Origin of the sequence: Pseudomonas sp. NPDC089758 (assembly GCF_044748705.1) — a bacterium.
Lineage (GTDB): Bacteria > Pseudomonadota > Gammaproteobacteria > Pseudomonadales > Pseudomonadaceae > Aquipseudomonas > Aquipseudomonas putida_X.
This window is the reverse complement of sequence record NZ_JBIVGN010000006.1, coordinates 159,751-173,003: the sequence shown is the minus strand read 5'-3', so window position 1 is coordinate 173,003 and position 13,253 is coordinate 159,751. Positions and strand designations below refer to the sequence as shown.

Annotated in this window: 13 protein-coding genes; 5 read left to right on the top strand and 8 right to left on the bottom strand. The window is 62.2% G+C overall.

Annotated features, from left to right (window positions below; genetic code table 11):
* The 6 genes from ACIPZH_RS10985 to ACIPZH_RS10960 all read right to left on the bottom strand — a co-directional run bounded on the left by ACIPZH_RS10985 (nt 1) and on the right by ACIPZH_RS10960 (nt 5,017).
* On the bottom strand, nt 1-1,260 hold the full coding sequence (locus ACIPZH_RS10985; RefSeq protein ID WP_400636181.1) for a class I SAM-dependent methyltransferase: 1,260 nt from the start codon (nt 1,258-1,260) through the stop codon (nt 1-3).
* The gene (locus tag ACIPZH_RS10980; protein ID WP_400636180.1) at nt 1,235-2,047 is read right to left on the bottom strand and encodes a DUF1365 domain-containing protein; all 813 of its coding nucleotides are present in this window, start codon (nt 2,045-2,047) and stop codon (nt 1,235-1,237) included. The genes ACIPZH_RS10985 and ACIPZH_RS10980 overlap by 26 nt, the downstream gene beginning before the upstream one ends.
* Nucleotides 2,044-3,291 (bottom strand): NAD(P)/FAD-dependent oxidoreductase, encoded by a 1,248-nt coding sequence (locus tag ACIPZH_RS10975; protein ID WP_241805318.1) that lies wholly within the window; start codon nt 3,289-3,291, stop codon nt 2,044-2,046. The genes ACIPZH_RS10980 and ACIPZH_RS10975 overlap by 4 nt, the downstream gene beginning before the upstream one ends.
* Nucleotides 3,292-3,298: 7 nt before the next feature.
* Complete coding sequence (locus ACIPZH_RS10970) at nt 3,299-4,051, bottom strand: SDR family NAD(P)-dependent oxidoreductase (protein WP_400636179.1); 753 nt, start codon at nt 4,049-4,051, stop codon at nt 3,299-3,301.
* Entirely contained in the window at nt 4,048-4,470 is a 423-nt protein-coding gene (locus tag ACIPZH_RS10965) for a nuclear transport factor 2 family protein (RefSeq protein WP_241805316.1), read from the bottom strand. Before ACIPZH_RS10965 ends, ACIPZH_RS10970 begins: the two co-directional genes overlap by 4 nt.
* A 100-nt stretch (nt 4,471-4,570) precedes the next feature.
* The gene (locus ACIPZH_RS10960) at nt 4,571-5,017 is read right to left on the bottom strand and encodes a PAS domain S-box protein (protein WP_267816899.1); all 447 of its coding nucleotides are present in this window, start codon (nt 5,015-5,017) and stop codon (nt 4,571-4,573) included.
* Nucleotides 5,018-5,113: 96 nt separating this feature from the next.
* On the opposite strand from ACIPZH_RS10960, the gene ACIPZH_RS10955 reads away from it, so the two are divergent.
* A complete protein-coding gene (locus tag ACIPZH_RS10955; RefSeq protein ID WP_241805314.1) occupies nt 5,114-6,061 on the top strand; it encodes a MerR family transcriptional regulator in 948 nt (315 codons plus the stop codon).
* On the opposite strand, the gene ACIPZH_RS10950 is transcribed toward ACIPZH_RS10955, so the two are convergent.
* On the bottom strand, nt 6,058-6,987 hold the full coding sequence (locus ACIPZH_RS10950) for a LysR family transcriptional regulator (RefSeq protein ID WP_400636178.1): 930 nt from the start codon (nt 6,985-6,987) through the stop codon (nt 6,058-6,060). The genes ACIPZH_RS10955 and ACIPZH_RS10950 overlap by 4 nt on opposite strands.
* Nucleotides 6,988-7,102: 115 nt before the next feature.
* Here ACIPZH_RS10950 and ACIPZH_RS10945 point away from each other — a divergent pair, with 115 nt between their 5' ends.
* Nucleotides 7,103-8,347: an MFS transporter gene (locus ACIPZH_RS10945; protein ID WP_400636177.1), complete on the top strand. Its 1,245-nt coding sequence runs from the start codon at nt 7,103-7,105 to the stop codon at nt 8,345-8,347.
* Between the two features lie 105 nt (nt 8,348-8,452).
* Nucleotides 8,453-9,631 carry an N-methyl-L-tryptophan oxidase gene (gene solA, locus ACIPZH_RS10940; protein ID WP_400636176.1) on the top strand — a complete coding sequence of 393 codons (1,179 nt, stop codon included), beginning with the start codon at nt 8,453-8,455 and terminating at the stop codon, nt 9,629-9,631.
* Between the two features lie 21 nt (nt 9,632-9,652).
* Here the strand turns inward: solA and ACIPZH_RS10935 are convergent, their stop codons facing one another.
* Nucleotides 9,653-10,546, bottom strand: a complete 894-nt coding sequence (locus ACIPZH_RS10935; RefSeq protein ID WP_241805308.1) for a LysR family transcriptional regulator — start codon at nt 10,544-10,546, stop codon at nt 9,653-9,655.
* Nucleotides 10,547-10,693: 147 nt separating this feature from the next.
* Here ACIPZH_RS10935 and ACIPZH_RS10930 point away from each other — a divergent pair, with 147 nt between their 5' ends.
* Nucleotides 10,694-11,773, top strand: a complete 1,080-nt coding sequence (locus tag ACIPZH_RS10930; RefSeq protein WP_400626800.1) for a 4-oxalomesaconate tautomerase — start codon at nt 10,694-10,696, stop codon at nt 11,771-11,773.
* A gap of 77 nt (nt 11,774-11,850) precedes the next feature.
* A complete protein-coding gene (locus ACIPZH_RS10925) occupies nt 11,851-13,167 on the top strand; it encodes a dicarboxylate/amino acid:cation symporter (protein WP_267816887.1) in 1,317 nt (438 codons plus the stop codon).
* Nucleotides 13,168-13,253 lie beyond the last annotated feature (86 nt).

Here is a 13,253-nt window from a genome sequence, read left to right as displayed (position 1 = left end):
TCAGGCACCTGACAAAGGCGCCCGACGGGCCTTCGGCGCGGCCCACAACAATTGCGCCACGCCGATGGCACGCTCCTCGAAACCGCCCTGGCAGTAACACAGGTAGAACTCCCACAGGCGCTGGAAGGTTTCGTCGTAACCCAGTTCCTTGAGTGCCGTGCGCGCCTGGCGCAGGTTATCGCGCCAGTGGCGCAAGGTGCGGGCATAGTCCTGGCCAAAGTCCTCCATATGCACCAGGTTCAACCCGGTCTTGCGGCTGGCGGTGTCCAGCAGCACGCTCAAGGATGGCAGCGCACCGCCCGGGAATATGTAGCGCTGAATGAAGTCCACCGAGCGCCGCGCCTGGGCGTGTCGTTGGTCGCGAATGGTGATGGCCTGCAGCAGCATCAGGCCATCCTCTTTGAGCAGGGCGGCACACTGGCGGAAGTAGGTGGGCAGGTACCGGTGGCCGACGGCTTCTATCATCTCGATCGAAACCAGCTTGTCGAAGCGCCCGCTCAGGTCGCGGTAGTCCTCGCGCAGTACCGTGACCTGTTGCGTGAGGCCCAGCGCTTGCACCCGCTGCTGGGTATGGGCGTACTGTGCCTCGGACAGCGTCGTGGTAGTGACGCGGCAGCCATACCGGGTGGCAGCATGGATGGCCAGGCTGCCCCAGCCGGTACCGATTTCCAGCAGGTGTTCGTGAGGTTTGAGTTCGAGCTTCTGGCAGATGCGTTCAAGCTTGTTCAGTTGCGCCTGCTCCAGGGTTTGCTCGGCGCTCTCGAACTGCGCCGCCGAGTACATCATGGTTGGGTCGAGCAGGCGTTCGAACAAGGCGTTGCCCAGGTCGTAATGGGCCAGGATGTTGCGCCGCGCACCGCGTCGGCTGTTGCGGTTGAGCCGGTGCAGCAGGTGCAGGGCCGGGCGTGCCAGGCGTGCCAGCCCGCCCTCCATGGCATCGAGCACATCAAGGTTGGCGACGAACAAACGGGTGACTGCGGCCAGGTCGGGGGTGCGCCAGTAGCCATGGATATAGCCTTCCCCAGCGCCGATCGAGCCGTTACTGGCGACCAGGCTCCAGGCGGCCTCGTCAACGATCTCGACCTCGGCTTGCAGGGCGCTGCCGGCTTCGCCGAAGGTCCACTGACGATCATTGCAGATGACCCGCAAACTGCCGTGGGCCAAGCCGCGCAACTGGGCCAGCACGGCGGTCCTGGCCAGGTTGCCAAGCAGCGGTGTCAGGCCGGTGGACTTGCTAACGCTCAGGGTGGGCTCGGTCATCATCTAACTCCTTGGAGGCGGCTTGGCCCAGGCTCAGGTTGCCCAGGCTGGCGCTATGGTCGTGGATGGGCGTGCGCTTGAGCAGTAGCTGCAAGGCCTGCCAGTAGATGGCCGCTACGGTGCGCAGGCTCATCCAGGGGAAACTCAGGATGTGGCGGTGCAGGGCAGTGCGATCCAGCGGCCCGCGCTGCAGCGCCAGGTCGGCATCGAACACCTTTTGCCCTTCGCGCCAGTTCTCCATGTGCACGTGCACGCGCCGCGCATCGAGCAAGAAACGCAGGCGGTACTCCATGTCCAGGGGCATGAACGGCGACACATGAAACGCCTTGGCCACGGAAAACCCGGTAGACAGGCCGTCCTGCACCGGCAATACGTAGTGAAAGCGCTCGCGCCATGGCGTGTTGCGCACCTCCAGCAGGATGGCTTGCAACTGGCCCGCCTGGTCGTGGCAGAAGTAGACACTCACCGGGTTGAACGAAAGGCCCCAGCAGCGCGGCTGGGTCAGCAGGTGTACGGCGCCTTCCGGGGTTTGCCCGGTCGCCTGGCCAACCAATTGCCGAGCGGCCTGGGCCAGTGGCGTGCCATTGCCGGTCAGCGCTGGCAGGTAATCGCTCTCGCGCCAGCTCAGCGGCGCCAGTCGCGACCGCCCCAGCCAGCGGCTTAGGCTGAGCAGGTAGGGTTGCTCATCCAGGTCCAGGTAGAACATGCCGATCCGATAGCGAAAGGCATGCTGGCGCGGGGTCAGGCGCCGATGGCTGACCCAGCCGTGGCACAGGCTGCTGATCACAACGCCTCCCCAAAACACTCGGCCACTTTCAAGGCGCTGACCACACCGTCCTCGTGGAAGCCGTTGGCCCAGTAGGCGCCGCAGAAGTAGCTGTGCTGGCGGCCCTGCAGTTCAGCCTGCCGGGCCTGGGCGGCGAGGGCGACAAGGCTGTACTGCGGGTGCGCGTAGTTGAAGCGAGCGAGGATCTGCGTGGGGTCCACCAGCGCGGTCTGGTTCAGGCTCACGCAGAAGGTCACCGGCGCTTCGATACCTTGCAGGATGTTCATCGCGTAGGTCAGCGCAGCCGGCGCCTGTTGCGGCCCGCCAAGGCGGTAATTCCAGCTGGCCCAGGCTTTTCGCCGGGTGGGCAGCAGTCGGGTGTCGGTATGCAGCACCACATCGTTGCTGGCGTAGGTGATGGCGCCGAGCACTGCACGCTCATCGGCACTCGGCGCCTCCAGCAAGGCCAACGCCTGATCGCTGTGGCAGGCGAATACCACGTTGTCGAAACGTTCGCTACCGGCCGCGCTGAACACGGTCACGCCACCTGCGTCACGGCTGACGCGGTCAACAGGGCAGTTGAGGCGGATGCGCTCGGCAAAGGGTTTGCACAACGGCGCCAGGTAGCTGCGCGAGCCGCCTTCGATCACCCGCCACTGCGGGCGGTTGCTCACCGAGAGAAGGCCGTGGTTACGGCAAAAACGCACGAAGAACTGCAGCGGAAAACTGAGCATGTCAGCGCGTGACATCGACCAGATCGCCGAGCCCATTGGCACGATGTAGTGGTCGATGAAACGCTGGCCATAGCCCTGCGTCTGCAGGTAGCCGCCCAGGGTGGTGGCCTCGTCGATACGTTGGCTGTCCAGGTCGGCAATGGCCTTGCGGTTGAAGCGCAGGATATCGCGCAGCATGCCCCAGAAGCCTGGCGATAGCAGGTTGCTGCGCTGGGCGAACAGCGTGTTCAGGTCATGGCCGTTGTATTCGAAGCCGCTGCGCGGGTCATGCACCGAAAAGCTCATTTCAGTGGGCCGGGAGGCGACCTTGAGCTGGTCGAGCAGGCGGATGAAGTGTGGGTAGGTCCAGTCGTTGAACACGATAAAACCGGTGTCCACAGCGTATTGCCGGCCACCCCATTGGACATCGACGGTATGGGTGTGGCCACCGATCCAGTCGGCGGCCTCGAATACAGTGACTTCATGCCGCCGAGACAGCAGATAGGCACAGGTGAGGCCGGCAATGCCGCTGCCGATGATTGCGATGCGCATGTTTATTTCAGTCCTGTTGCTTACGTGCCAGGCGCTGGCCTAGCTTCAGTCGCCAGCGCACCGGCATTGCGCCCAGCAGGCGCAGTACCACAGTGAAGACACCGGGGAAGTTGATTTCCAGCGGGCGCTTGGGTATGCGCTCGGCAATGTGCCTGGCGGCGCGCTCTGCACTCCAGATCTGGGGCATGGGGAAGTCATTGCGGCGGGTCAATGGCGTATCGACAAAGCCAGGGCTGACCAGCGTGACATCGATGCCCTCGTTGACCAGATCGATGCGCAGGGACTCGATCAGGTAGCGCACGGCCGCTTTGGAGGCGCCATAGGCCCCGGCACGGGGCAGCGCCAGCCAGGATACCGAGCTGCCGATCACCACCAGGTGCGGGCGTCGACCACGGCGCAGCAAGGGCAGGGCAGCCTGCAGGCAGTGACTGACGCCGAGCAGGTTGGTGCGCACCACGCGCTCGACCAGCTCTGGGTCGAAATGGCCTGGCTCCAGGTATTCACAGGTGCCTGCATTGAGGATTACCAGGTCGAGCGCGCCCCAGTCGCGCTCGATGTACGCGGCGATATCAGCGACCTGTCGAGGGTCGCTGATATCGCCGATGGCCTGCAGCGTCTGCTGGGGGTACTGGGCGGCCAACGGCGCCAGTTTTTCAGCTTGCCGGCCACCCAGCGCCACCTGATGCCCCTGCTCAAGCAGCTGTTGCGCCAGCGCAGCGCCGATGCCGCTGCTGGCGCCCGTCAGCCAACAGCGGCTCATGCCAGCCGCCCCTTGAGCCAACGCACAGCGCTGCCCATCACCGGTACATGCTCATAAAGCAGTGCACCGGCGTCGAAGTAGTCTTGATGAAAGTGCACGCGTTCATGCCAGCGCAGGTGGCTGCAACCCTGCAAACTGATCAGGCGCCCGTTGGCCAGGCGTGGGTGGCGGAAGTTCAGCGTCCAGCGAATGTAGCCGTGGCCGGGTTGGACTTCATCGGTACCCTCGAAGGTGTAGTGCACCTCCTGGGTGTTGGCGTAGAGCTCTGCAAAGTACGCGCGCAGGTCGCTCAGCCCGTCGATCTTGTGCAAGGGGTCGCGGAAGGTGACATCCTCGCTGTACAAGTCACCCAAGCGGTCGAGGTTGTTCGCATCGAGGCTGGCAAAGCGTTCGGCGAAGGTTTGCAGGTAGCTTGACATGCGCGGCCCTGTACAAAAATGGTTTCTTGCACAGGTATAGTCGATCCCGCTGCATAAAGCTATACAGGGTCATATTTTTGTACAGTTTTGCATGGGCGTGTCAGCTGTCCCTTTCATCCAGTTGCCGGCGCAATTGGGCCACCTCTGCTTCCAGCTCTCGTACCCTTTCCTCGGCAAACACCTGGGCCGTGACATCACGCTGTATGCCAATGTAATACGTCAACTGATCGGCCTCGTTGCGTATTGGCGAAATCGACAGTTCATTCCAGAACAGGCTGCCATCCTTGCGGTAATTGCGCAGCACCTGGCAGCACGGGCGCCCGTCCCGGATGGCCTGGCGAATGGCGTCCAGCGCCTCTTGATCATGGTCCTGCCCCTGCAGGAAGCGGCAATCCTGGTAGAGAATGTCATCGGCAGCGTAGCCGGTCAGGCGCTCGAAGGCGGGGTTGACGTAGATGAGGATGCTGTCGTTTCCTTCCTGCTCGGCAATGACGATGCCGTCGTTGGACGCCTCGACCATCAATTGCAGGAGTTTTGCGTCGATCATGGGGCCTCCTTGAAGTGGTTGCGTATGCTTATGCGCAGCTTAGCCTGCATGCAGCTATAGGTTTAGTATGTGTAACCGCCCTGATGATCCGCCGCAATGAACGAAGCGACCTTCACCGACCTGTTGCCAATGCGTGACGTTGTCAGCCTGACCGGGGTCAACCCGGTGACCTTGCGTGCCTGGGAGCGCCGTCATGGCCTGATCCAGCCGCAGCGTACCGAGGGTGGTCACCGGCTGTACACCGCACAGGATGTGCAGCACATCCGCGACATACTGCGCTGGACCGCCAGCGGGCTACCGATCAGCAAAGTCAGCGAAATGCTGGCCAGGCGGCGAGACGCCTATGAGCAAACGGTTGAACCGGCTGCCGATGGCTATGCCACGTGGCGCGCTGCCGTGCTCCGTGCAACCCTGGCGTTCGATGGCCAGGCGCTAGAAGCCATTCATGGCCAGCTGTTCACACTGTTTCCCAAATCCACGGTGCTGCTCGACATACTGATGCCTGTGTGGCGCACATTACAGTCAGGCAGCACATACGGCCAGCGTAGCCAGTGGCTGTTTCTCGATGCCTTTCTGCGCGCCCGTTTGCTGCTACGTCTGCAGTTGAACCAGGCCGCCGCCCCTCGCGTGCTGTTGGCCGGCACCGGTGGCAGCGCTGAGTTTGAACTGCTGTGCCACGGCTTGCTGATGAGCGGTGAGCAGCAGCGGATCGAGGTGCTCAGCAGCGACCAACCACTGGAGGAGTTGCCCCTGTTGTGTGCGGCCATTGCGCCTGCCGCGCTGGTGCTGCTGGTGCAGCCCCCTGTGAGCCGTGGCCTGGCAGATCGTCTGCGCGCCTTGCAGATGGATATTGCCTGCCCATTGGCGCTGCTCGGCGATGGCCTGGCCGAATCGGCGACTGCGCTCAAGGGTATTCCACTGCGCCTGCTGGAGGGGCAGGGTGGTGATGCCGGCGCGATGCTCAATGCCTTGCTCAGGGGGGCGTTGGAGCTCTCGACCACCCAGCCTGCACCAGGGAAGCAAAGCGCTGAGCAATCCCGCTAGCCGGCGTTGGCTGTTGCTTGCTCGCTCAGCCTGGTGCAGATGGCATCGACCAATGCGGCTACTTTGGGAAGCGACTGCCGGCTTTTCAGCCATGCGACGTTGATAGGCAGGCCGGTGGTGCTCAGCTGCGGCAGGATCTGGACCAGCGAGCCCGCGTCAAGATGCTCCTGCACCAGCCAGGAGGGCAACTGGGCCACCCCCAGCCCGGCCAGCACCATGGCAAGCTGGCCTTCTGCGTTGCCGATGGCAATACGGCCCGAGACCACGCGCTGCTCGCTGTCGCTGGCATGGGCACCTGGGAAGTGCAGCGGATACACACCGCCGTCGGTCCTGCCATAAAGCACGCAGCCGTGCTCATGGAGGTCCCGTTCCGTTTCAGGCACGCCCCGGCGTTGCAGATAACCCGGTGCGGCGCAAAAGATGTGCTGCTGCACGCCAATCAGCCGCCGCTCTACACCTTGGGGCCAGATGTGCGGCCCGCCAATGCGGACCAGGATGTCGATGTCATGCTCGATGGGGTCGAGGAAGCGGTCTGTGAGCGTGATATGTGGCATCAGCAGCTCATGCTCGGCAATCAGCTCGATGAGCAAGGGCAGTACCCGCAGTTTGCCGTAAGAAGCAGGCAGGTCGATGCGCACCCGGCCACAGGGCTCGACCTGGGCACTGTGCATCTGCATTTCGGCCTCTTCCAGGCTGGCCAGGATCTGCTTGCAGGTCTGGTAGTAATTGGCTCCCGCATCGGTCAGCGCCAAGCGCCGTGTGGTGCGTGCGAAGAGCTTCATGTTCAGGCGTTGCTCCAGCCGGGTCACACTTTTGCTGACGGCGGAGGTGGTCAGGCTCATGCGTTCGGCCGCAGCAGTGAAGCTTCCGGCCTCTGCCACGCAAATGAAGACCGCAATGCCCTTCAAGCGTTGTTCACTGAGCAAAGACGCCTCCAATTGTTGAATGAATTTCTCAAATGGCCTTTCTTAAATACCAAAGACGATAATTTTATTCCAGGATACCCTCCTGCTCCAATTTCCTTTTCTGGAGTAGTCGCTCATGCATGCCAACCCTGCGTCCCTGTCGGGGGCAGCAGATGCCCGTGCAGGCACCAGCATTCTGATCCTTACGATGGCGGCGTTCGCTGTGCTGACCACCGAATTCATCATTCTCGGCATATTGCCCGGGCTCGCCCGTGATTTGGGTATTTCAGTGCCGAAAGCGGGCCAGTTGGTCACCGTTTTCGCCTTTACCGTGATGCTGGTCGGGCCGTTTCTCACCGCTGCCATATCCCACTGGGACCGCAAAAAGGTGTTTCTCGGGGTGCTGATCATCTTCGCCGCATCCAATGCGCTGTCGGCGGTCGCTACGGATTTCTGGACCATGGCCTTGTCGCGCATCCTGGCTGCTGCCACGCTTCCGGTGTTTTGGGGCACCGCCAGTGAATCGGCAGGCCAGCTGGCGGGTAAAGGCAATGAAGGCAAGGCCGTAGCGCGGGTCTATCTGGGCATCACGGCGGCGTTCGTGTTCGGCATTCCGCTGGGCACACTGGCAGCCGATGCGCTCGGCTGGCGGGGCACCTTCTGGCTGATCTCGGGCCTTTGCCTGGTCATCGCGCTGCTGATGTGGGTGTGCCTGCCGCAGCTGCCGGAGGCGCCCAAAAGGGCGGGCGGCGAGCGGCAGACGATCATCCTGCGGGACCCGAAATTCATCTTTCATGTCGCGCTCTCTGTGGTGGTGTTCACTGCGATGTTCAGCGCCTACACCTACCTGGCCGACATCCTCGAGCGCCTTGCCCACGTGCCCAGCGCGCAGGTCGGCTGGTGGCTGATGGGCTTCGGTGCGGTGGGCATGATCGGCAACGCCATCGGCGGGCGGCTGGTCGACCGCAGCCCGCTTGGCGCGACCATCGTGCTGCTGACGGTGCTGGGCGCCGGCATGGCAGGCGCACCGCCTGCGGTCGATACGCGGTGGTTGCTGGTGGTGGCCTTGGCCGCGTGGGGTATTGCGTATACCGCGTTGTTCCCTGTTTGCCAGGTACGCGTGATGATCGCAGGCGCCAAAGCGCAGGCCCTGGCCGGCACATTGAATGTCTCGGCGGCGAACGCGGGCATCGGGTTGGGCGCTGTGATTGGCGGCGTCACCATCGAGCAACTGGGGCTGGCTGCGCTGGGCTGGGTGGGCGCGCTGATTGCAGTGCTGGCGGTGGGCTTCTCACTGCTGCTGTGGGTGGCAAGCGATCGGGCCGGCAAGGCTGCTCACCGCGCCCGCCCAGCGGCATCCGCGCCAGTGAAGCAAGGCTGATGATGAACACGGCCTGCGCAAGGGCATATCGATATACCCTTTAATTCTTTGTTTCCTGGGCCCGCCTGCTTTCAACTACCGCCTTTTTTGAGCGAGCGATAGTCAGTGGAGCATTGCGAAGTAGTCGTCATCGGGCTTGGTGCAATGGGGGCCGCCACCGCTTATCAACTGGCCAAGGCGGGCGTCGATGTGGTGGGGGTCGATCGCTACCACCCACCGCATACCCTCGGCTCGAGCCACGGTGATACGCGCATTACGCGTCTTTCCGTCGGCGAGGGTGCCCAGTACGTGCCGATCGTGAAGAGGGCTCAGCAGATCTGGCGTGAACTTGAGGCGCTGTCTGGCGAATCGTTGTTCGAACAGTCCGGTCTGCTTGCACTGACCTCCAGTCCCGACTTCGATCCGCACGATAAAAGCGATTTCACCCTGCGCACCATAGGCCTGGCCCAGGCCTATGGAATCGAGCACGAAGTGCTTGGCGCTGCACAGATCCGTCAACGCTTCCCGCAATTTGCCAATGTGCGCGACGATGCGATCGGCTACTTCGAGCCCGGTGGCGGCTTCGTGCGCCCCGAGCGGTGCATCGACGTGCAGCTGCGCCTGGCAGTGCAACACGGGGCGACGCTGCACACAGGAGAAACGGTCACTCAGATCAGCTCGGATGACTGCGGTGTCACGGTCTGCACCAACCTGCGCACATTAAAGGCGCGCAAGTTGGTGTTCAGCGCCGGCAACTGGGCGGGCGGTTTGTTGGGCGAGCCGTTCGACCGTTTGCTGGGGGTCTACCGGCAGAAGCTGTTCTGGTTCGAGCTCGAAGCCGAGGCGGGCCTTGAGGGTGCATCGCCAACATTCATCCTCACCCATGGGCGCGGGGACGACAAAATCAACTATGGTTTCCCAGCGCTGCCCGGGGAGGGCAGCATGAAAATCGCCACGGCCCAATACCACACGGCATCGCTGCCCGACCTGCTGGACCGGACCGTGAGCGCAGAAGAACAGCGGCAGATGTATGAGTCGCAAGTACAAGGCCGTATCGCCGGGGTGACCGACAGGGTCGTCAAGTCGGCTGTTTGCGCCTACACCGTCACTGCCGATCGCCACTTCATCATTGATGAACACCCTGCGCTGAAGCACACCCTGGTGGTGTCAGCGTGCTCTGGCCATGGTTTCAAGCACTCCGCCGCCTTGGGCGAGGCATTCGCCCAGTGGTGCATCCGGGGCTGGACCGACCTCGATCTTTCATCATTCACCCTGCAACGATTCCAAGGACAACGCTCAACCTGATGCGTGGCTGGCCACGACCGATCAACGGTTCGGCCATTTCTCCAGCAGAATGGAAACGAACTTTTCTGCCGCAGGTGAGAGCGAGGCCCCACGCCGATACACCAGCCCGAGCGTACGCGTCACCTCGGGCTCCATCAGTGGAACGCTCACCAACGTCGGATGGTCGGCAGCCGGCATGGCCAGGCTTGGCATGGCCGACACCCCCAGCCCCGCTTCGACCATGCCCAACGAGGTGGAAAGGTGCTGCACCTCATAGAACCACTTCGGCCGCCAGCTGAGGCCGGACAGCGCATGGTCCAGCAACATGCGATTGCCGCTCAGGCGCCCGACGCCGATGAGCCTGTAATCGGCAAGCTCTGTCCAGGTGACCGACGCGCGATCGGCCAGTTCGTGATCGCGCCGGCACGCCAGCACGAAACGCTCCTGCACCAGCGACACGAACTCGATATCCGGATGCTGGCCGCTCATCATGTTGATACCGAAATCGGCTTCACCGCGCAGCACCGCCTCCAGCCCCTCGTTGGCACTGAGGTCCAGCAGCCGAATACGGATTTTCGGGTACTGCTCGTTGTAGTCCCGAATCACCGAGGGCAGGAAGTAAAACGCAGCGGTCGGGATGCAGGCCAGGGTCACTTGGCCGGTCTGACGCTCGGCAAGTTCACGAATGCTCAGGATCGAATCTTCGAAATCGTCCAGCAGGCGCCTGGCCTTGGGCAGAAAGTCGCGACCGACCGTGGTCAGGCTCACGCGCCGGGTGGTCCGTTCGAGCAAGGGCGTTCCCAGGCCCTCTTCGAGCTTTTTTATCCGCCGGCTCAACGCCGGTTGTGACAGGTGCAGCACCTCAGCCGCCTCATGGAAGCTGCCAAGTTCTGCGATTTTCACGAAAGATCTTATGTCTTGCAGCTCATATTCCATGACGTTTTCCTAAGGGAATTCACCGCTTTATTGTTTTGTAAAACGCAACAATGGCTACGATATTTGCATTGGATCGATTTATCAAACTTTGTCACTCTTGTGTCCAGAACATCAATTTCCCCAATTGATCAACAAGAGTCAGTAGTCATGCAACGAATTCCTTGTGTGCTCATGCGCGGCGGTACCTCCAAAGGCCCGTTCTTTCATGCGTGGGATCTGCCAGCCAATGTGGTCGAGCGCGACGAGCTGCTGATCAACCTGATGGGCTCCGGTCACGAGCTTGAGATCGACGGCATTGGCGGTGGCAGCCCGCAGACCAGCAAGGTGGCCATCATCAGCCCTTCGCTGCATGCCGACGCCGACGTCGACTACCTGTTCGTGCAAGTGATGGTTGCCCAGCGCCGCGTCGATACCGCCCCCAACTGCGGCAATATGCTGTGTGCCGTGGGCCCTTTCGCCATCGAGCAAGGGCTGGTCAAGGGCAATGATGGCAAGACCCTGGTGCGTATCCGCAACCTCAATACCAACACGTTCGTCAATTCGCTGGTGGAGACCCCCGGCGGCATCGTGCGCTACGAAGGGCGTACGGCGATCGACGGCGTGCCGGGGACTGCCGCCCCGGTTCACCTGACATTCCTCGATGCCGTGGGTAGCAAGACGGGCAAGCTGTTCCCTACCGGGCAGGCCAAGGATGTGATCGACGGTATCCCTGTCACCTGCATCGACATGGCCATGCCGATGATGATCGTCGATGCCGCGCAAATGGGCGTGACAGGTTCGGAAACCCCCGCGCAACTGGATGCGAACACGCACCTGCTGCAGCGCCTTGAAGCCCTGCGCCTGAAAGCGGGCAAGGCCATGGGCCTGGGCGACGTCAGCAACATGGTGATCCCCAAGCCCGTGTTGATCTCTGCGCCGCGCTATGACGGTACGCTGCAGGTAAGGTATTTCATGCCGCACAATTGCCACCGGGCGCTGGCCATCACAGGATCCATCGGGCTGGCAACTGCCTGCGTCAGCCCAGGCACCGTCGTGATGGACATGCTCGGTGATGCTGCCCAAGCACTCACCGAAGTACGGCTGGAACATCCTAGCGGCGGTATCGATGTCGCGCTTTCGCGCGGTGGCCCGGATGGCCAGACCATTCAGGCCTCGGTGGTTCGAACCGCCCGCCGGCTGTTCTCCGGATTTGTATACGCCCCTGGTTTTCAGCGCATGGCGGGTTGAAACCTGCCAAGCGTCAAACCGTGGTAACCCAGGCAACACAAGCGCATCCGCACAATTTCAACAATGGGTGATGCCTCATGAAGATCGCAAAATCACTGTACTTCCAGATTCTCTGCGCCGTCCTGCTGGGCGTGGTGGTCGGGCATTTCTGGGCGCAACAGGCGGTTGCGCTCAAACCGCTGGGCGATGCCTTCATCAAGCTGATCAAGATGATGATCGCGCCTGTGGTGTTCTGCACCATCGTCACCGGGATCGCCGGCATGACCGACAAGCGTTCGCTGGGGCGCTTGATGAGCAAGACGTTGCTGCTGTTCCTGGGCTTGACCGTGGTCAGCCTGATCATCGGCCTTGCGGCGGTCTACCTCTTTCGGCCTGGCGAGGGCATGAACATTGACCCCGCCACCCTCAGCACCGAGGGGCTGAGCCAGTATGCTGCGTCTGCGGCGAAACTGAGCGTGGTCGACTTTTTCATGCACATCATTCCCGATACCTTCATCGGCGCATTCAACAAAGGCGAAGTGCTGCCAGTGCTGTTCATCGCGGTACTCAGCGGGTTTGCTCTGTCGTCGATGGGTGAAAAGGGCAAGCCGGTGCTGGATGTGCTCGAATCCGCTTCGACCATGGTGTTTCGCATTTTCGGCTACCTGATGCGCTTCGCGCCGATCGGTGCGTTCGGTGCACTGGCCTTTACCGTAGGCCAGTACGGAATCAGCTCGCTTGGCGCCCTGGCGAAGCTGGTCGGCACCTTGTACATCGCCTGCGCCTTCTTCGTCATCGTCGTGTTGGGTGGCATCTGCCGCGCGCACGGTTTCAGCCTGTGGAAACTGCTGCGTTATTTCCGTGAGGAGTTTCTGGTGGTGCTGGGTACTTCTTCCACCGAGCCGGTGTTGCCGCGCATGTTGGAGAAACTGGAAGCACTGGGCTGCAAAAAAGGTGTGGTGGGGCTGGTGCTGCCCACCGGTTACTCCTTCAACCTGGATGGCACGGCGATCTACCTGTCGCTGGCGGCCATCTTCATCGCCCAGGCGTGCAACATCGACCTGACCTTGGGCCAGACCATCACCATGCTCGCCATCATGCTGCTGTCTTCCAAGGGCGCTGCCGGTGTCACCGGGAGTGGCTTCGTAGCCCTGGCCTCGACCCTGACCGTCATCCACGACATCCCCTTGGCTGGCTTGGCGCTGCTGATCGGCGTCGATCGTTTCATGTCCGAGGCGCGCGCCCTGACCAGCCTGGCCAGCAATGCCGTTGCCACCGTGGTGGTCTCGCTGTCGGAAAATGCCTGTGAGCGGGAGACCTTGATGCGCACCCTGAACGGTGAGCCTGAGCCGCTCGCCGAGCAGGGTACGCCAACGGTGTCCAGCTGGCCTGCAGAGCCCCGTCGTCACGGCTGATCGTCACCCTTAACCCCCTTCGTTGACTTGGCCCCCGCTCAGCATCACTGTGATGCCGAGTGGGGCAGGGGGCCGTCTGCGCGCCA